Below are 19,605 nucleotides of genomic sequence, written 5' to 3'. Positions count from 1 at the left end.
GCCTCCCGCGGTGCGGAGCTTGGTAAGGCTCTTATCATTATAATAAGGCTACAAGACCGATGAGCGAAGTAGTACAAGAGCCCATCCACCGCTCGGGCTTCGTCAATATCGTGGGCAACCCCAACGTAGGGAAGTCCACCCTGATGAACCTGCTGGTAGGGGAGCGCGTCTCCATCATCACTGCCAAGGCACAGACCACGCGCCACCGCATCATGGGTATCGTCAATACGCCCGAGCTGCAGATCGTCTACAGCGATACGCCCGGCGTGCTACGGCCCAACTACAAGCTGCAGGAGAGCATGCTCGAGTTCAGCGAGTCCGCCCTAGGAGATGCCGACGTGCTGCTCTACGTGACGGACACGGTGGAGACGCCGGACAAGAACGAGTTCTTCCTCGAGCGTGTGCGCGGCCTCCAGTGCCCCGTACTCCTCGTCATCAATAAGGTAGACCTCACCACCCAGAGCGGGCTGGAGGAGCTGGTCGAGCGCTGGCACCGCGAGCTACCCCAGGCGGAGATCGTGCCCATATCGGCGCTGAATAACTTCAACGTCCAGCCGCTACGCCGCCGTATCGAGAGCCTCATCCCACCCTCACCCCCGTACTTCGACAAGGATGCGCTGACGGACAAGCCCGCCCGCTTCTTCGTCACCGAGATCATCCGCGAGAAGGTGCTGCTCTACTACCAGAAGGAGATCCCCTACTCGGTGGAGGTCGTCGTCGAGTCCTTCAAGGAAGAGGACGAGCGCATCCACATCCAGGCGCTGATCATCGTAGAGCGTGACAGCCAAAAGGGCATTATCATCGGGCACAAGGGCGCAGCGCTCAAGAAGGTCGGCATGATGGCGCGCAAGGACATGGAGCGCTTCTTCGACAAGCGTATCTTCCTTGAGATCTTCGTCAAGGTAGAGAAGGACTGGCGCAGCCGCGACAATATGCTGCGCGCCTATGGCTACCGCCTCGACTAGCTCCAGGCGAGCCCACATTAACAGCAAAGACAGGAATCAATGAGTCATCTAGTAGCAATAGTAGGGCGCCCCAACGTCGGGAAGTCCACCCTCTTCAACCGCCTGACGCAGTCGCGTGGCGCCATCGTCAGCGAGGAGGCCGGTACGACGCGCGACCGTCAGTACGGCAAGGTCACCTGGCTCGACCACGAGTTCTCCATCGTCGACACGGGCGGCTGGGTCGTCGGCAGCGAGGACGTATTCGAGGGCGAGATCAATAAGCAGGTGCAGGTAGCCATGGACGAGGCCGACGTCATCCTCTTCGTCGTCGACGTGGAGAACGGCATCACCGACCTCGACGACGAGGTCGCGCACAAGCTCCGCCGTACCAAGAAACCCGTGCTGCTGGTGGCGAACAAGGCGGATAACTTCGCCCAGCACTACGCCGCCTCCGAGTTCTACGCCTTCGGCCTCGGGGATCCCATGCCGATCTCGGCTATCAGCGGCAGCGGTACGGGCGATCTGCTGGACGCCATCGTCAAGGAGCTGCCCGAGGGCACGACAGAGGATGAGGTGCTGGATGCCCCACGTATCGCCATCGTCGGCCGCCCCAACGCAGGGAAGTCCTCCCTCATCAACGCCTTCATCGGCGAGGAGCGTAACATCGTCACCAACGTGGCGGGCACGACGCGCGACTCCATCTACACGCACTACACGAAGTTCGGCATGAACTTCTACCTGGTAGATACGGCCGGCATCCGCAAGCGCGGTAAGGTCAACGAGGACCTAGAGTACTACTCGGTCATCCGCTCCATCCGCGCGATCGAGAACTCGGACGTCTGCGTGCTCATGCTGGACGCCACGCGCGGCATCGAGGCGCAGGACCTCAATATCTTCTCGCTCATACAGAAGAACAGCAAGGGCCTCATCGTCTGCGTCAATAAGTGGGACCTCGTCGAGGACAAGAGCCAGGTCGTGATCAAGACCTTCGAGAACGCTATCCGCCAGCGCCTGGCGCCCTTCACCGACTTCCCCATCATCTTCATCTCGGCGCTGACGAAGCAGCGTATCTTCAAGGTGCTGGAGGAGGTGCAGGCCGTCTACGAGCGTCGCAGCAAGCGTATCCCGACCTCCAAGCTCAATGAGGTGATGCTGCCCATCATCGAGGCCACGCCGCCCCCTGCCACCAAGGGTAAGTACATCAAGATCAAGTACGTGATGCAGCTGCCTACGGCCGTGCCGAGCTTCGCCTTCTTCGCCAACCTTCCCCAGTGGGTCAAGGAGCCCTACCGCCGCTTCCTCGAGAATCAGATCCGCGCCCACTGGGACTTCTCCGGTACGCCCATCAACATCTTCATCCGCGAGAAGTAGTGCCGCCCCCAGCTGTGGCCGCGAGCCTCCGCTGGAGCACGTCACAGCTCGGCTCCCCTCCCTAGGAGCGTAGAATAGCAAAGCCCCCTAGCGTCACTCGGACGCTAGGGGGCTTTCTGTTTTTGCTTAGCTCAGCGAGGGCTTATTCCTCGATGGCAGCGATGCCGGGGAGCTTCTTGCCCTCGATAGCCTCGAGCAGGGCGCCGCCACCGGTGGAGACGTAGGATACCTTGTCGGCGTAGCCGAACTTGTTGACGCAGGCTACGCTGTCGCCACCACCCACGAGGGAGAAGGCACCCTTGGCCGTAGCCTCAGCGATGGCAGCAGCCACAGCACGTGAGCCGTCGGCGAAGTTGTCCATCTCGAAGACACCCGTAGGACCGTTCCAGAGGATGGTCTTGGACTCGAGGATGACCTTACGGTAGGCCTCGATGCTGTCGGGGCCGATGTCCATACCGATCCAGCCCGCGGGGATGTTGTCGTTCTGCGCGAAGGCGGTCTTGGCGTCGTTGCTGAAGGCGTCGGCGATCTTGGAGTCCGTCGAGAGGACGAGGTTCACGCCGTTGGCCTTCGCCTTAGCGACGATCTCGCGTGCCAGGTCGAGCTTATCCTCTTCGCAGAGCGAGGCACCGATGTTGCCGCCGTTAGCCTTGAAGAAGGTATAGGTCATGGCACCGGTGAGGATGAGGTTGTCGACCTTACCCAGCAGGTTCTCGATGATGTCGATCTTGGACGATACCTTGGAGCCACCCATGATGGCGGTGAAGGGGCGCTTGATGTCCTGCATCACCTTGTTGACGGCGTCGACCTCCTTACCCATGAGGTAGCCGAAGAGCTTGTGGTCGGCGTCGAAGTAAGCAGCGATGAGTGCCGTGGAGGCGTGTGCGCGGTGTGCCGTACCGAAGGCGTCGTTGACATAGACGTCAGCCAGAGCAGCGAGCTTCTTGGTGAACTCCTTCTGGCTCTCCTTGATGGCCTTCTTGGCAGCGGCCTTCTCTTCGTCCGTAGCGTCCTCAGCCAGGCCGCGGGGCTTGCCTTCCTCCTCAGCGTAGAAGCGGAGGTTCTCCAGCAGGAGGGCCTCACCGGGCTTGAGGTTGGCTGCGAGCTCGCGAGCCTCTTCGCCTACGCAGTCGGGGGCGAACTTGACGTCTACGCCAAGGCACTTGGAGACGTGGGCGAGGATGTGGCGGAGGGAGAACTTATCCTCGACCTTCTTGGGGCGGCCGAGGTGCGAACCGATGATGACGGAGCCACCGTCGGCAAGGATCTTCTTGAGCGTAGGCAGGGCAGCACGGATACGCGTATCGTCCGTGATGTTGAAGTCTGCGTCCAGGGGCACGTTGAAGTCCACGCGGACGAAAGCCTTCTTGCCCGCGAAATTGAACTGGTCAATGTTCATCTGCAATCTTGTTTAACGTTAATTGTAAAAGCTTTTACCAGCGCAAAAATACGGAATTGCGGTGACTTAGCCCGCGTGCCGCGCCTAGGCTCGAGACCGATGGATATCAGGCCGAAGGATCGACTCGGTAGGCTCTGATATTTACCACAGGATAGGGCTGAGTGGAATTGCTAGGCCTTGCCTATATCTTGCTGGGTCTAGGGTATGCGTCGTGGGCTGCTTGATGTGGTGCGTGGCGAAGGACTAAGGCGGGCGCGGTGCTGGGGCGGGTAGGATAAGCCCCAGCGGGGCGACCCGATCAAAGCCCAGGGTGCGCAGCCCTGCAAGGGCGACCAAACCCTGAGTAGCCCGAGACAAAAAGGATAGAGCCCTACAGGAGCGATCCTTAAAGTAGCTGTAGTGCTGTAGGTAGTTTCACTCCGACTTTGCTTTTGTTCGCTTGAAGGGTCGCCCCTGTAGGGCTCTTTAGGTATGGGCTGTTTGACCCAGGGTTCCGTCACGCCTGCAGCGTTCCCTCACCCTGGGCTTTGAAAGGGGTCGCCCCGCAGGGGCTTGTGAGGCCGTTTGTACTTAGCTTGGTCTAGGGTATGCGTCGCGGGCTGCTTGATGTGGTGCGTGGCGAAGGGCTAAAGCGGGCGCGGCGCTGGGGTGGGTAGGATAAGCCCTAGCGGGGCGACCCGATCAAAGCCCAGGGTGCGCAGCCCTGCAAGGGCGACCAAACCCTGGATAGCCCGAGGCAAAAAGGATAGAGCCCTACAGGGGCGATCCTTAAAGTAGCTGTAGTGCGTAGGTAGTTTCACTCCGACTTTACTTTTGTTCGCTTGAAGGGTCGCCCCTGTAGGGCTCTTTAAGTATGGGCGGTTTGACCCAGGGTTCCGTCACGCCTGCGGCGTTCCCTCACCCTGGGCTTTGAAAGGGGTCGCCCCGCGGGGGCTTGTGCGGCCGCTCGTACTTAGCTTGGTCTAGGGTATGCGTCGCAGGCTACTTGATGAGGCGCGTGGCGAAGGGCTAAGGCGGGCTCGGTGCTGGGGCGGGTAGGGTAAGCCCCAGCGGGGCGACCCGATCAAAGCCCAGGGTGCGCAGCCCTGCAAGGGCGCCCAAACCCTGGGTAGCCCGAGGCAAAAAGGATAGAGCCCTACAGGGGCGATCCTTAAAGTAGCTGTAGTGCGTAGGTAGTTTCACTCCGACTTTGCTTTTGTTCGCTTGAAGGGTCGCCCCTGTAGGGCTCTTTAAGTATGGGCTGCTTGAACCCAGGGTTCCGTCACGCCTGCAGCGTTCCCTCACCCTGGGCTTTGATCGGGCCGCCCCGCAGGGGCTTGTGCGGCCGTTTGTACTTAGCTTGGTCTAGGGTACGTGTCGTGGGCTGCTTGATGTGGTGCGTGACGAAGGGCTAAAGCGGGCTCGGCCGAGGGATAGTAGTTAGGACGCTGAGAGATAGCAACCAGGGCGCTGAGGGGCGGCAGTGGCGCAGCAGAGGGCTAAGGGGGGCGCGCGTGAGGGATATCAGTCAGCCGCCTGAGGGACGTCAGTGGCGTGCGTGAGGGCTATCGGTCAGCGCGCTGAGGGATATCCGTCAGTAGCCTCAGACCAGGCTGGGACTTGGTCCCGTCTTCGCTTCGCCTGACCTCCGCCCCTTGAGACAGCTTGTGGACGAGGGAGCCTTATACTGCCCTAAGACCGCTAATAGCAGCGCCCCCTACCGACCGAGCCTAGGCTGGGGCGATAGGGGGCGCTGCTGTGATGCGGGGGCGAAGCCTCCGCCACAGGGGGGACTAGAGCTCGTCCTTGATGTCCTCGAGCTCCACGAGCTTGTTCATGATGGCGTAGATCGTCAGGCCACTGGGGCTGTGGATCTGTAGCTTCTTGGAGATGTTGCGCCTATGGGTGATGACGGTGTGGGTGGAGAGGTAGAGCTGTCCCGCGATCTCCTTATTGGTCATCCCCTTGACGACGCAGATGATGATCTCGCGCTCGCGGGGTGTCAGCATCTGTGCCTCGAGATTGGCCGAGGCAACGGCCTGCTCGTTCTGCAGCAGGATGTCGATGGCCTCAGAGATCTGTGCGGGGCTGTCGGTGAGGCGGATCACGCCGTCGTACTCGCGGAGGATGCCGGGGTCGCAGCCCCCGTAGTCGATGGCCATGAGCTTGGTCTCGAAGGCTAGATCGGGGAGTTGTGCGCGCGGGTTGGCCCCGGTGAGCATGGGGTTGATGAGGTAGATGTCCGCCGAGATGACGGCGGCCACGTCCTGCCACTCACGGCGCTGCTCGTCCATGAGGTAGATGATCTGCGCCTTGTAGTGCTGCAGCTTGCGTAGCTGCGCCTCGAGTCCCGCGCGCACGATGGCGGAGGGCTCGGCGATGGCTATTTTGACCGAGGTGAGCATAGGAGGCAAGGATAAGGAGCTATGCGAAGTGTGGGGCTAGTCGGCGAACTGCTGCTCCAGATAGCTGATGTGTGGGGTGAAGATCTCGTCCTCGATATAGTTGTGCGAGGCTAGCTCCATCTCGATACTGAAGATATCGTATAGGACGGTCGTCAGCTCGTAGCCGCTCTGGATGGGGTAGTACTTGATGAGCAGGTTCTTCAGCTCAGTGATCTTGAGCTCGATCTGGTCATGGCGGCGGCTGAAGATGGCGATGCTGTAGTGGCTGTCGCGCTCCCCAGCGGCGAGCTTGCGGGCATAGGGGAAGACGACACGATCCTCGTAGCCCATGTGCTTGCGTACCTCCTCGGCATACTCGTCGAAGAAGCGACGGATCACGTAGGCCAGCTCCTGTGGGCAGTCGGAGATCGCCGAGAGGAGGCGCTGACGGATCGAGGGCAGGCGGTAGTCGAGGAAGTAGGAGTGCGACTGCGACAGGTAGGTGATCAGGCTGTCGAGGTGCACGCTGCGGATCTGCTCCTGGGAGGGACTATAGTTCTCCACGACTGCGCTATTGAGCAGCAGCAGTAGTGTCTTGAGGTCTACGCCGTGCTCCTGGCAGAGCTGCTTGATGGTCTTCTCCCCGAAGCCCAGCGGTATGCCCATGCGTGTGATGATCAGGAGGGCTACGGCGCTGCTGGTGATGAGGTCGCTCATCTTGGTCAGGGCACCGATGGGGCTGGTCAGGGTCTGTCCCTGGAGTTGCTTGTATGAGTTCATGTCGTCGCGTGGTGAATGTCTGCGCGTGAGGGCTGAGGCCTCACGAAGATGCTAGGACAAAGGTAGGTCTAAGGCGGCGTGTGCGCAATCCTCTCTTATAGGTAGCCCTTAGCCCCCGAATCATCACATATAGGTATTGTGCTATCTCAGCCGAGGATCTACCTTTGTGCTGTGAGAGTGATAAGGCTTCTGACCGCGTAACTCTTGTAAATAGTAAACCGTTTAAGTGATAAATCGAAGGACAGGATCAGCTCGGGAGAGTTGGTCCTGTTCGCTTTATCGGCCTAGCCTTAGCCCTAGCATCGAGGTGAGCTGGAGCTGCTGCACGACAGAGCCTTCACCCTTGTCCCGCCTCAGGCGAAGCCCGCCCCCTAACGCAGCTCCTCGGGGAGCTGGGGCATTGCCCCACGGCAGGTGCAGACGTAGGCCGCTAGGTGCGAGGCGCTGTGCACGGCCTCGGCGTGGCTACGCCCCATGAGCGTCGCGCAGAGGTAGGCTGCGGTGAAGGAGTCGCCTGCACCGACCGTATCGACGACCTCGATGGGTAGGGCAGGGTGGTAGCAGCTGCCCGTGACGTAGTAGACATTGACCCCCAGGGCGCCGCGCGTCAGCAGCAGGCTGTCCAGCGCATAGCGCTCCAGCAGCGTGTGGCATATCTCCTGCTCGGTGCCGTGGATATTTAGAAGCTCGGCCACGACGGGCAGTTCCTCATCATTGAGCTTGAGGATGGTAGCGTGCGCCAGGGATTGCTCGACGATCTCACGGCTGTAGTAGTGCAGGCGGAGGTTGATGTCGAAGACCTTGATACTACCTGCGGGCATCTCCTGGATGAAGTGCTGGATGGTGGCGGCACTGATGGGCGAGCGCTGCGCCAGCGTGCCGAAGCATACCGCATCGCAGCGGCGGGCGAGCTCCGCCAGCTCCTCCGTATAGGCGATGTGGTCCCAGGCGACGTCCTCCTTGATCTCATAGCTGGGGAGTCCCTCGCGGAGCTGCACGAGTACCCGCCCTGTGGGGTAGTCTACGCGCTGCAGGTAGCGGCCGAGGCCACGGGCGTCGAGCTCTGCGGCCAGTTCGTCCCCGAGGGCATCTCGCCCGAGGGCTGTGACGGCGTAGGCCTCTTGGCCGAGGCTACGGCAGTGGTAGGCGAAGTTGGCGGGCGCGCCGCCGATGGCCTTGCGGTCAGGGAAGATATCCCAGAGGCTTTCTCCTATTCCGACGATGGTGTGCATAGTGGCTGGTGCGTAGATAGGGTGCTGTGTCTAGACGGGGGGCTAAGGGGGGAGGGCTAGCGGCGCTTGCGACGCGTGAAGAGGCGGTGCAGGCCGTGCTGTAGCTGCCCTATGGCGATACTCATCAGCGTCGGGCGTACGAAGTCCCAAGCGATGAGTGCATAGGGGGCGTACTTGACTAGGCCCGCGGCATGGGTCTCGAGGACCTTGGTGAGGCGGGAGCTGGGCTTGCTGGCGGCAGGACGACTGAGGCGGCTGGGGCGCGCGGGGCTCCCCTTGTAGCCGAAGAAGTGTAGGACGGAGCTGACCCCAGGCAGCTGCGTAGCATAGTTCATCGCCTCGCGCTGCGCCGTCTTGGCCAGGATGCCCTTGTAGTTCTCCTTGATGTAGCGTACGTCGCGCAGTATCTCCTCGGTCGAGCGGCTTCGCTCGACGAGGCTACGTCCGAGGCCGCGCTGCAAGGCCGTGTAGGGGACTTCGCCCTCGGGTCGGTCGAGGCTCGACTGGTAGCTGATCTCGGGCGTCATACGATCCAGCTGGTCGTTGATCTTGCGAGCACGCGCCAGCACACGCCGCGCTACGGCCTGCCGCACCCAGTGGAGGAGCCAGGAGCGCAGGAGGAGCGTCAGGAGGATAAGCCCGACATAGCCCAGAGCGAGGTAGAGGAAGCCCCAGGCGGGGGACTCATCGAAGGATGAGGCTAGGGCGAAGCCTGCCGCGATATTGAGCGCGAGGAAGAGGAAGAAGGCGAAGAAGCCGATGATCACCCAGAAGAGGAGACTCCCGGTACGGCGAGCTATCTGGGTGCCGATGCTGAGCACCGACACGTCGAGCTGTCGTCGACCTAGGCGATAGAGCTTGATGAGGAAGCTGTCTAACTGTAGGGTAGCCATAGGGGTGGGTAGCATAGAGAGCGCTACCAGGGTGCTCAGCGTACTCGAGGTACCCTGAGTACTCTGGTAGCGCTACTCGTGGTTAATACTGCTGGGTGTGCGTCGGGGCGAGGGCTATTCCTCGTCCTTCAGCTCATCGATGAGCTCCTGCGTCTCATCGGTCAGGCGATTGCGATAGCGCTGATAGCGTTCCTTAGCTTCGTAGTAGCCCTCGACGATGCTGTCACGGGCGCGCTCTACAGAGCTGGATACATTATCTGCGAAGAGCTCGCGCTTACGACGGTCAGAGAAGTAAGCGGCGGCTGCACCTGCTGCGGCTCCAATGAGCACGCCGAGGAAGAAATTCCCCTTCGAACAATTAGCCATATCCGTAATCCTTAGTAAATGGGTGAATGTGTCTAGCGTCTTTCGCTGCTACCAAAGGTAGTGCAATTTTCTTAATTCCTCCTAGTGCCCTTCTTCTGCCTTGGGGCTGGCTGCTCCTCTAGGCTGCCAGCGCCTGCCGCGCCTTGCTCCTGCCTGGAGGGCGCAGGGCGCGCAGTGGGGTGTGCTCCTAGGGGAGGCGCTCTGATGGGTATCCGTCAGAGCCTTGAGAGACGTCCCTCAGAGGTGTGAGGGGTATCCCTCAGACGGCCGAGGGCTATCGGTCAGCGAGCCGAGGATGATCCCTGAGCTGCCTGAGGCCTGTCGGTCAGCCAGCTAAGGGCTATCGGTCAGGCCGCTAAGGGCTATTGCTTCGCTGCGTGAGCCCTTTCCATGAGCCTTGCCAGCCCTCCCCGTCGATTGTGCACGTCCTACCAATTAGCCCAGCGCAGTCTATCAACCAGCCAGTGCAGCCTGCTAACTAACCCAGTGAGCTCCATCCCTCGGGCAGCCCAGCAGCTGTCTTCTGCCGCGCGCCCCTCGGGCGCTGCCTTCCTTTACCCGCTGCGAGCGAGGAGGGGAGCGCGAAGCTATAGAGTAAGCCTCCTTTGATCCCTGCTATTCGCTAAGGTCAAGCGGCTGAGTAAGCCCCAGCGGGGCGATCTGTGTCACTCGCTAAGGTCAAGCGGCTTGGTAAGCCCCAGCGGGGCGACCCATACAAAGCCCAGGGTGAGGGAACGCTGTAGGCGTGACGGAACCCTGGGTTAAGTTCCCCAAACATAAAGAGCCCTACAGGGGCGACCCTTAGAAGGAGCAGCTGTGAAGTCGGAGCAGCATTCCTCGGCGCTACGAGCGTTTTAAGGGTCGCCCCTGTAGGGCTTCATAGCTATTTATCTAGCCTACCCAGGGTTTGGTCGCCCTTGCAGGGCTACGCACCCTGGGCTTTGTATGGGTCGCCCCGTTGGGGCTTGTCCTCCCCGTTTGAGCAAGCTAGAGGGGAGGATACTTATTCCTCGAGGAGCTACGTCTAGGTAAAGCTCGAAGTACTCTTCCTCTATACCCAGTTCGACGTATACATTAGCTCTGAGAGGAGGCGAGCGTGGGTGAGGCTTAGGCTAGGGGTAAAAAAAGCGCGTCCCGAGACCAGACGCCTGGGGCGTGGTCTCGGGACGCTCGTGATAGTGGGGTGTCGGGCGATTAGCCGTTTACCTTAGCCATGACAGCGATCAGGTCAAGCACCTTGTTGGAGTAACCGATCTCGTTGTCGTACCAGCTGACGAGCTTGACGAACTTGTCCGTCAGAGCGATACCAGCCTTGGCGTCGAAGATAGACGTACGCGTGTCACCGAGGAAGTCGCTGGATACAACGTCTTCGTCCGTGTAGCCGAGGATACCCTTCAGTTCGCCTTCAGAAGCCTTCTTGATGACTTCGCAGATCTCTGCGTAGCTAGCAGGCTTAGCGAGGTTCACCGTGAGGTCAACGACAGAGACGTCGAGGGTAGGCACGCGGAAGCTCATACCCGTCAGCTTACCGTTGAGCTCGGGGATAACCTTACCTACAGCCTTAGCAGCACCCGTGGAGGAGGGGATGATGTTGCCGGCAGCAGCGCGGCCACCACGCCAGTCCTTAGCGCTAGGACCGTCTACCGTCTTCTGCGTAGCCGTCGTAGCGTGTACCGTCGTCATCAGACCGTCGGTGATGCCGAAGTTGTCGTGCAGGACCTTAGCCAGGGGAGCGAGACAGTTCGTCGTGCACGAAGCGTTGGATACGAACTGCGTGCCCTTGACGTACTTGTCGGTGTTGACCCCTACGACGAACATAGGCGTGTCGTCCTTGGAGGGAGCAGACATTACGACATACTTAGCACCAGCGTCGATGTGACCCTGAGCCTTGTCCTTGGAGAGGAAGAGGCCGGTAGACTCGACGACGTACTCAGCACCGATAGCGTCCCACTTCAGGTCAGCGGGGTTGCGCTCAGCGGTGATGCGGATCGTCTTGCCGTTGACCACGAGGTTACCATCCTTGACTTCTACCGTGCCGTCGAAGCGACCGTGCATCGTGTCGTACTTCAGCATGTATGCCATGTACTCTGCGTCGAGGAGGTCATTGATACCTACGATCTCGATGTCCGTACGCTTCTGAGCTGCACGGAAGACGAAACGGCCGATACGTCCGAAGCCGTTAATACCTACTTTAATCATCTTACTTATTACTTATACGTGAATACTATTTATACTGCTTTGGTGCGCTGGTCGAGGCAGCCCGTAGGGCATACCCGCCTTTTGCTCCGCAAATTTACGGAAATTTATCCACATCACCTAAGCGCAGCTAGGCCTCGACGCATAATGTCCTCCTACCTCGCTCGGCTAGGGGCGAGGCAGGAGGTCGAAGACGCCTCAGAGGGGCTCTAAGCCAAGGGGAAAAGGGCTCCTGAGGGATATCCGTCAGCCGCCCGACGGACGGCAGTCAGCGCCGTGAGGGACGGCAGTCAGCGGGCTGAGGGCTATCCCTCGCGGAGCGAGCCGCGGGCTGGTGCCGCGCTGAGCGGCCTAAGCGGCATCAAGCGAGGCCGCTTGGACAGGTGTCGTGGTGCTTATGGGGAGGGGAAATCGCCCTTGGTCGGGGAGGAGGGGGCGCTTGCTCAGCGCTTAGTCCAAGGGGGCTATGGGGGCCTCGAGTAAGGCTAGGACGGACTCGAGGAGGTCGGGGGCGCTGGCGTCGAGCCAGTGGATGGAGGGGTCGCGCTGCCACCAGCTGAGCTGCTTGCGGGCGTAGTGGCGGCTATTGCGCTGGATTAGGCGGATGGCCTCGGCGCGGTCGATGGTGCCGTCGAAGTAGGCGAAGAGCTCCTTGTAGCCGACGGTGTTGAGCGCGTTGAGCGCGCGGTAGGGGTAGACGGCGCGCGCCTCGGCCTCCAGCCCCGCCTCGAGCATGAGCTCCACACGCCGATCAATGCGGGCGTAGAGCTCGGGGCGTGGTCGCTCCAGCCCCACCCTCAGGATGCGGAAGGGGCGCTGCTTGGGCTCTCCTCGGTGGTAGCTGGTGAAGGGGCTCCCTGTGGCGAGGTAGACCTCCCAGGCGTGGAGGAGGCGCTTGTAGTTGGCTGGGTCGACCTGACCTAGGTAGTCGGGGTCGACCTGCTCCAGGTCGTGGCGTATGCCCTCCAGCCCCTCGGCCTCGTAGCGCTGCCACACGGCACGGCGCAGGTCCTCGGGCACGCTCGGCACGGCGTCGAGCCCGCGACAGAGGGCATCGACGTACATCATTGAGCCGCCCGAGACGAGGACGACGGGCTGCTCGGCGAAGAGCTCCGCCAGCGTCTCCAGTGCCTCGCGCTCGTAGTCGGCAGCGCTGTAGTAGTCGTGGATGCTGCGTGTGCCTACGAAGTAATGAGGCACAGCCGCCCGCTCCTCGAGGGAGGGGGCAGCTGTGCCTATAGGGAGCTCGCGATAGATCTGCCGCGAGTCAGCCGAGAGGATGCTCGTGGAGAGCCGCTCTCCGAGGCGGATGCTTAGCTCCGTCTTGCCTACCCCCGTGGGCCCCACGAGGACTAGGAGCAGCGGGCTGCTAGTAGAGGCTCTCGGCATCCGCGATATCGAAGCCCTCGAGGTCCAGCTCGTCCTCGCTGAAGGACTCATCCCCGAAGTCCTCGCCCTCGAAGGGCGTCCCAGAGATGGCCGCAGCGCGTGTCAGCGACTCCTCGAAGGAGGCGATCTGCTTCGGCGCCTTGCCCTCGCTGAGGATCATCTGGGGGGTCTCGAGGCTCTTGCCTGGCTGCAGCTCCTCGACCTCGATGAAGAGGCCGCGCTCACTGAGCATGTCGAAGACGAAGAAGAGGTGGTCGCCACGGCGCTCGAGCTTGTCCTCCAGCAGCGTGTCGGCCATCAGCAGGCTGTCCTCGTCGGGGCGTGAGCCCATGTCCATACGGGTGATCTCCTCCTCCTTCTGCCAGTCCTCGTCGCAGACGTAGAAGCTCGTCAGCTCGTCGGGACGGTAGCCTAGGCTGTCGAGGATGAAGTCATTGAGCAGCAGGAAGCTCGCCTCGGAGTCGATGAGTAGCTCGCGGCGGAAGAAGTCGTTCTCGTCCGAGAGTAGGGATAAGCGGTATACCATAATATAGATGGGATCTAGGTGCGGGTGCAGCCCCAAGGGCAGCACAGCCCATCGGGGGGCCTGTGCTACTGCGGGGGCGCTACTTGGGCTGCGAGAGGGAGAGGCAGAGCTCGTCGAGCTGCTCCTGGTCGATGAGCGAGGGCGCATCGATCATCACGTCGCGGCCGGAATTATTCTTGGGGAAGGCGATACAGTCACGGATGCTGTCCAGCCCAGCGAAGAGCGAGACGAAGCGATCCAGCCCGTAGGCCAGCCCGCCGTGGGGAGGAGCCCCGTACTTGAAGGCATTCATCAGGAAGCCGAACTGCTCCTGAGCCTTCTCGGGGGTGAAGCCCAGGAGGTCGAACATCTGTGCCTGCAGCCCGCTGTCGTGGATACGGATCGAGCCGCCACCGACCTCGACGCCGTTGATGACCATGTCGTAGGCATTGGCCCGCACGGCTCCTGGGTCGGTCGCCAGTAGGGGGATGTCCTCGGGCTTGGGCGAGGTGAAGGGGTGGTGCATGGCGTAGAAGCGCTGCGTCTCCTCATCCCACTCGAAGAGCGGGAAGTCCACCACCCAGAGGCAGGAGAACTGGCGCTTGTCTCTGAGCCCAAGCTGTGAGCCCATCTCAAGACGGAGCTCGCAGAGCTGCTTGCGTACCTTCATCGGCTCGTCCCCCGAGAGGATGAGGATGAGGTCGCCGGGTGCGGCCTGCATCTTGGAGGCCAGTGCCTGTAGCGTCTCTTGGCTGTAGAACTTGTCCACGCTGCTCTTGACCGTGCCGTCGGCCTCGACGCGTGCGTAGACCATGCCCTTAGCGCCGATCTGCGGGCGCTTGACGAAGTCCGTCAGGGCATCCAGCTGCTTACGCGTGTAGCTGGCGGCACCCTGGGCACAGATACCCCCGATGTAGGCGGCATCGTCGAAGACCCCGAAGCCGAAGCCCGAGAGCGTATCCTTGAGCTCTACAAACTCCATGCCAAAGCGCGTGTCGGGCTTGTCCGACCCATAGCGGCTCATCGCCTCCTGCCAGCTCATGCGGGGGAAGGGAGTGGCGACCTCCACGCCCAGCAGCTCCTGGAAGAGGTACTTCGTCATGCCCTCGAAGATGGTCAGCACGTCCTCCTGCTCCACAAAGCTCATCTCGCAGTCGATCTGCGTGAACTCGGGCTGGCGGTCGGCGCGCAGGTCTTCGTCGCGGAAGCACTTCACGATCTGAAAGTAGCGGTCGAAGCCACTGACCATGAGCAGCTGCTTGAAGGTCTGTGGCGACTGCGGCAGGGCGTAGAACTGATTGGGGTTCATGCGCGAGGGCACGACGAAGTCGCGGGCGCCCTCAGGGGTAGACTTGATCAGTACGGGTGTCTCGACCTCGAGGAAGCCCTGGGCGTCGAGGTAGCGACGTACGGCCAGGGCGAAGCGGTGACGCAGCTCGAGGTTGGAGCGCACGCAGCTGCGGCGTAGGTCGAGGTAGCGGTACTTCATACGCAGGTCATCACCGCCGTCGGTCTCGTCCTCGATGGTGAAGGGGGGGACCTCCGAGGCGTTGAGCACGCTGAGGCGCTCGACGAGGATCTCGATGTCGCCCGTGTCGAGCTTGGGGTTCTTGTTCTCACGCTCGGCGACCTTGCCCGAGACCTGGATGACGTATTCGCGCCCCAGCTTCTCAGCCTGGGCGATGAGGTCGGGGCCGACGAGGCTCTCGTTGAAGACCAGCTGCGTGATGCCGTAGCGGTCACGCAGATCGACGAAGATCATGCCGCCCATGCGACGTGCCTTCTGTACCCAGCCGGCGAGCGTGACCTGCTCCCCGACCTGGCTGAGGCGCAGCGCGCCGCAGGTAGTAGTGCGATACATAGCTATATCTATTGTATGGTGTTGTCTCTAGCGCAAAAGTACGAAGAATTGACCGACCGCGCCCTGCCGCACGGCTTCGGCCCTGAGCTGCCTAGGCTGTAGGCTCAGCTCGCCTGGCGCTGAGGTGCCCTGAGCCCCCTAGGGCTGGATAGCGAGGAGGCCACCGAGCAGGGTCGCTCGGTGGCCTCGATAGGGCGCTTAGGCCTTGGCTGTCTCCCGCCGCTGCTTACGCTAGGAGGAAGACTGCGGCGCGGGGGGACACAGCTCTAGAGCCTAATCCCGTACTGCAGCTCCATGAGGACGGGGATCTCGCTCAGATCGCGGCTCGTGACCCAATACTTCGTGCCATCATACACGTGCTGGCGGTAACGAGCGTAGCCCAGCCCTAGGGAGGTGCGCAGGTAGCTCTTTTGGCTCAGGCCGAAGGTCCATCCGAAGCTCAGGGATTGTAAGAGGCTGTAGTCTGTCCAGAGATACTCACTCGGCTTGGAGCCGAAGAGGGTGAGCTTGTCTCCTCCCTCTATCCCTAGGCGGAAGCTCAGGTAGCCCCCCTTCTGATAGTAGGGGCTAGTGGAGGCCTTGGAGAAGTACCAGCGCGGGGCGAACTCTAGGTAAGGGCCTACACCGCTGAAGCTCAGCTCTACCTTTCCGCTAGCCCCTTTACCATAGCTTAGCCCGATCCCCAAGCCCGTCCGAGCCGTGAGGGAGAAGCGCCGAGAGAGTCGGAACTCGTAGCCGAATCCATTATGTGAGCCGAGCTCGAAGCCGTATTGGTGGCGCTGCAGGGGAGCCTCAGCCTCCTGCGCTAGAAGTGTGCCTGTCCCAAGGGCTAGGGCGAGCCCTAGCTGTAGGATTGTTTTCTTCATATTGATCTTAATAAGTAGTGTAGCTGACAGCCTCCCCGCGGCTGCAGGGGGCGCCCGTCGCTTCGCCGCTTAGGCCAGTGGCGGGGTGTAGCAGGAGCAAAGATATAGGAATTACCCGCACTGCGCAAGGTGCTGGTGTCCCTAAGAGTTCAGGGGGCTAACAGCGTCCGTGTTAGCCCCCTGAGCTTGGGGAAGGATGGGGGTAGGGCTAGGCTCTGCGGCCTGCCTTGGGATGGGGGCGCGCTCGGGCTAGTTCGCCTGGGGACGGAGCGTGATGACGGCGTATTCGCTCTGGGTGCCTATGCGGTACTTGCCGCCCCAGATGCCTATGCCGCTCGAGACGTAGTACTGCGTGGCGCCGCGACGGTGGTAGCCGTGTGATCGCTCGTAGAGCTGGTCCACGATGAGGTTGATGGGGAAGACCTGTCCGCGGTGCGTGTGCCCCGAGAGCTGGAGGTCTATGCCCGCCTGCTCAGCCTCCTCGAGGTGATGGGGCTGGTGGTCGAGCAGGAGGATGAGCCTCGTGCGGTCGAGCCCTGCCGTCAGCTCCCGCAGCGAGCGGCGACGGCGGTTCGTCGCGTCATCGCGCCCGATGATGTAGAGCTTGTCCTCGAAGGTGGCCACCGAGTCCTGCAGCAGCTGGATCTTCGTCTGACGGATGAAGCCCTTCTCCCGCGCCTCGCCGCCGAGGTACTCATGATTGCCGAGGCAGGCGTAGACCGGGGCCTCGAGCTGATTCACCAGTTCGGCGAGACGATCCTCCAGCACGGGGCGCACGTCGCCATCCACGAGGTCGCCCGCGATGAGGATGAGGTCGGGGCGCTCGGCATTGATCAGCTGCACCCAGCGGCTCAGCTCCTCGCGCCCTATGGTGTAGCCTAGGTGCAGGTCACTGATGCCGACGATCTTGATCGGGCGCTCCAGCTGCTTGGCCATGGTGAGCTCCAGTGCTACGCGCACCTTCTGCTGGTAGCGGTAGCTGCCCCAGGCGAAGATGCCGACGATGAGGAGCCCCAGCACGCCCGCCAGTGGCCAGCTCGGGGCGAGGAGCGGCCGTAGCTGGGGGATGAGGCGCAGCAGGTCGAGCGCCAGGAAGAGGAGGACGAGGTAGAGCAGCCAGAAGATCCAGGACGTGCTGAAGGGATAGGTGTAGCGCGTCAGGGCTACCGACAGCCCGCCCCTGAGGAGGAGGCTGCCGAGGCTGAGGGCGAAGGCCCCGAGCCACAGCCCCAGGACGATCCAGCGTAGGGCAGGCGTCATGGGGGCAATGGTCACCAGGCGCCAGCTGGAGTAGCCGAGGCCGAGGAGAAGGACGGCGAGAGCCGTCACGATCATAGCTATAGGAGGCATATCGGGAGCGCTCGGCTAAGAGTGGAGGTCGCGCGGCTCGACGGGGATATTGCGCTTGAGGATCAGGCGCAGCGAGCGGTCGTAGGTGATGTAGTTCCAGACCCAGTTCAGCAGGACGATGATCTTATTGCGCACCGAGAGGATGGAGCGTAGGTGCACGACCAGCCAGAGCAGCCAGGCGGAGAAGCCGCCCCACTTCATACGACCGATCTCGGCCACAGCCTTATTACGCCCGATGGTCGCCATAGAGCCGAGGTCGCGGTAGGCGAAGGGACGCTGGGAGCGGCCGTCGAGGCGTGCCTTGAGGTTGGCAGCCAGGAGCTTAGCCTGCTGTAGGGCTACCTGTGCCAGCTGGGGATGCCCCTGCGGATAGTTGGGGTCGGTGGTCATGAGGCTCTGGTCGCCGAGGGCGAAGATGTCGGGGTAGCCGAGGACCTCGCTATGGGCGTCGACGAGGATACGGCGGCCACGGCCGAGGGTCTCAGCCGAGAGGCCTGCCACCTCGTTGGCCGTGATGCCGCTCACCCAGATGACGGTGCGGGAGCGCATGGCCTCGCCGTCGGCGAAGGAGAGCGTCAGCCCGTCGTAGTCGGTGACCATCTTGCCGAAGTGCAGCTCCACCCCTAGGCTCCTCAGCCCACGGGCTGCGGCCTCGGAGCTCTTCTCACTCATCGCCCCTAGGAGGCGCGGTGCGGCATCCACCAGATGGATCTCGAAGGCGTCGATATCCATCCCGGGGTAGTCCTTGGGCAGGACGTAGCGCTTCATCTCCGCCAGTGCCCCAGCGATCTCGACCCCTGAGGGGCCACCACCGACGATGATGACGCGCTGTAGGGCGGCCTGCTCCTCGGGATGGTCCGCCACTAGGGCCTGCTCGATATTCTGTAGGAGCACGTTACGCAGGTTCATCGACTCGTAGAGTGTCTTCATCGGTAGGGCGTGGCGCGCCACCTGCTCCTTGCCGAAGAAGTTCGTCGTCCCGCCGCAGGCCAGCACGAGGTAGTCGTAGCTGACGGGCCCCACGGAGGTGAGGAGCTGCTTGTGCTCGGCGTCGACCGCCTCCACCGATGCTAGGCGGAAGAGGAAGTTCCCCTTGCGGCGGAAGGCCGAGCGGAAGGGGAAGGCAATGCTGCTGGGCTCGAGCCCCGAGGAGGCCACCTGGTAGATCAGCGGGGGGAACTGGTGGTAGTTGTTCTGATCGATGAGGACGATCTGGAAGCGACTACTATCGAGCTCCTGGGCGAGCTTGAGCCCGCCGAAGCCTCCACCTGCGATGACCACACGCGGCAGCGAGGAGCTGGGGATATTGATGCTCATAGATTGGAATAGCTAAATACGTCTTTATTCGTCTGCAGGGATAGAACCGCCCACGCGCGCAAAAGGTTACGTCCCCCGTGCTCTACCCGCCGCAGGGCTGCTTCCCCTAGCCTTACCGCCCGTGCTCGGCATCGAGGGAGGCCTCCTGAGGGATATCCATCAGCTCCTCGAGGGACGTCCTTCAGACGCGTGAGGGATGCCCATCAGCTGTCTGAGGGATATCCCTCAGCGCGCCTCTGGGGAGGCTGGGCGCTCGCCGCCCCTTGCCGCTGGCGGCAACCGCAGGCCTTCGTGAGGGCGATCCGCAGCGCGGCTGTGGGGCTTCGTTCGCTTGGTGGCGAGCTCGGTAAAGGCTGGGCCGCGCTGGTGGGGCTCCCCCTTAGGCCAGGGGGCTGTCGCTCCCCCAGCGGCGCGCGCCGCGACTCGCTCGCCGAATAGGAATAGATGTGTACATTTGCTCCTAACATAATGACTACAAATACGCTCACAAGTATGAAGCCCAAGCAACTCCTATCCCCCACCGTCGTACGTACGATACTCCTCATCGTCTACAGCTTCATCGGCTGGGGACTCTTCTACTATCAGGAGGGGATGAGCCTCAGGGAGGCCTATCGGAGCTTCCTGCCGCTGCTCGCCTTCGTGCTCTGTCTGCCCGCAGCAGCTGCACGGACGCAGCACTTCCTCTCCCGACTAAGCCGCGAGTACAAGCAGCAGGGCTAACCCCCGCCTGACGCTCCGGTATCTAAATACGACAGCGCCCGCCTCCCCAGCTA

General features: G+C 61.9%; 16 protein-coding genes. 3 read left to right on the top strand and 13 right to left on the bottom strand.

All coding sequences use genetic code 11. The annotated features are described in order from the left end of the window. Positions 1-59 precede the first annotated feature (59 nt). Positions 60-965, top strand: coding sequence for a GTPase Era (gene era / locus J4862_RS06590; protein WP_211788332.1), 906 nt, complete (start codon positions 60-62; stop codon positions 963-965). Between the two features lie 39 nt (positions 966-1,004). Next, positions 1,005-2,315, top strand: a complete 1,311-nt coding sequence (gene der / locus J4862_RS06585; RefSeq protein WP_211788331.1) for a ribosome biogenesis GTPase Der — start codon at positions 1,005-1,007, stop codon at positions 2,313-2,315. Positions 2,316-2,457: 142 nt separating this feature from the next. Here the strand turns inward: der and pgk are convergent, their stop codons facing one another. From pgk to J4862_RS06520, 13 genes are all read right to left on the bottom strand, one after another. Continuing rightward, the gene (gene pgk / locus J4862_RS06580) at positions 2,458-3,714 is read right to left on the bottom strand and encodes a phosphoglycerate kinase (RefSeq protein WP_211788330.1); all 1,257 of its coding nucleotides are present in this window, start codon (positions 3,712-3,714) and stop codon (positions 2,458-2,460) included. A gap of 1,772 nt (positions 3,715-5,486) precedes the next feature. Further along, positions 5,487-6,098 (bottom strand): LuxR C-terminal-related transcriptional regulator, encoded by a 612-nt coding sequence (locus tag J4862_RS06575; RefSeq protein WP_211788329.1) that lies wholly within the window; start codon positions 6,096-6,098, stop codon positions 5,487-5,489. A 36-nt stretch (positions 6,099-6,134) separates the two neighbouring features. Continuing rightward, on the bottom strand, positions 6,135-6,857 hold the full coding sequence (locus J4862_RS06570) for a hemerythrin domain-containing protein (RefSeq protein WP_211788328.1): 723 nt from the start codon (positions 6,855-6,857) through the stop codon (positions 6,135-6,137). Positions 6,858-7,228: 371 nt separating this feature from the next. Beyond that, complete coding sequence (locus J4862_RS06565) at positions 7,229-8,089, bottom strand: carbohydrate kinase (protein ID WP_211788327.1); 861 nt, start codon at positions 8,087-8,089, stop codon at positions 7,229-7,231. Positions 8,090-8,145: 56 nt separating this feature from the next. Then, positions 8,146-8,982 (bottom strand): hypothetical protein, encoded by an 837-nt coding sequence (locus tag J4862_RS06560; protein ID WP_211788326.1) that lies wholly within the window; start codon positions 8,980-8,982, stop codon positions 8,146-8,148. Positions 8,983-9,096: 114 nt separating this feature from the next. Beyond that, positions 9,097-9,348: a YtxH domain-containing protein gene (locus J4862_RS06555; RefSeq protein ID WP_211788325.1), complete on the bottom strand. Its 252-nt coding sequence runs from the start codon at positions 9,346-9,348 to the stop codon at positions 9,097-9,099. Positions 9,349-10,542: 1,194 nt separating this feature from the next. Next, complete coding sequence (gap, locus tag J4862_RS06550) at positions 10,543-11,547, bottom strand: type I glyceraldehyde-3-phosphate dehydrogenase (RefSeq protein ID WP_211788324.1); 1,005 nt, start codon at positions 11,545-11,547, stop codon at positions 10,543-10,545. 447 nt (positions 11,548-11,994) lie between these two features. Continuing rightward, positions 11,995-12,933: a tRNA (adenosine(37)-N6)-dimethylallyltransferase MiaA gene (gene miaA, locus J4862_RS06545; RefSeq protein WP_211788323.1), complete on the bottom strand. Its 939-nt coding sequence runs from the start codon at positions 12,931-12,933 to the stop codon at positions 11,995-11,997. Next, entirely contained in the window at positions 12,914-13,459 is a 546-nt protein-coding gene (locus tag J4862_RS06540) for a hypothetical protein (protein ID WP_211788322.1), read from the bottom strand. The genes miaA and J4862_RS06540 overlap by 20 nt, the downstream gene beginning before the upstream one ends. A gap of 79 nt (positions 13,460-13,538) precedes the next feature. Continuing rightward, positions 13,539-15,299 (bottom strand): aspartate--tRNA ligase, encoded by a 1,761-nt coding sequence (gene aspS, locus J4862_RS06535; protein ID WP_211788321.1) that lies wholly within the window; start codon positions 15,297-15,299, stop codon positions 13,539-13,541. A gap of 266 nt (positions 15,300-15,565) precedes the next feature. Then, positions 15,566-16,165 (bottom strand): hypothetical protein, encoded by a 600-nt coding sequence (locus tag J4862_RS06530; protein ID WP_211788320.1) that lies wholly within the window; start codon positions 16,163-16,165, stop codon positions 15,566-15,568. 249 nt (positions 16,166-16,414) lie between these two features. Next, positions 16,415-17,515 (bottom strand): metallophosphoesterase, encoded by a 1,101-nt coding sequence (locus J4862_RS06525; protein ID WP_249107410.1) that lies wholly within the window; start codon positions 17,513-17,515, stop codon positions 16,415-16,417. A gap of 15 nt (positions 17,516-17,530) precedes the next feature. Next, positions 17,531-18,832: an NAD(P)/FAD-dependent oxidoreductase gene (locus tag J4862_RS06520; protein ID WP_211788319.1), complete on the bottom strand. Its 1,302-nt coding sequence runs from the start codon at positions 18,830-18,832 to the stop codon at positions 17,531-17,533. 492 nt (positions 18,833-19,324) lie between these two features. Between J4862_RS06520 and J4862_RS06515 the strand changes: the two genes are divergently transcribed. Beyond that, positions 19,325-19,552, top strand: coding sequence for a hypothetical protein (locus J4862_RS06515; protein WP_211788318.1), 228 nt, complete (start codon positions 19,325-19,327; stop codon positions 19,550-19,552). Positions 19,553-19,605: the final 53 nt, after the last annotated feature.

The organism is Porphyromonas sp. oral taxon 275, assembly GCF_018127745.1.
Lineage (GTDB): Bacteria > Bacteroidota > Bacteroidia > Bacteroidales > Porphyromonadaceae > Porphyromonas.
Note: the sequence above shows the minus strand (reverse complement) of the source record. Positions and strands in the feature narration are given on the sequence as shown.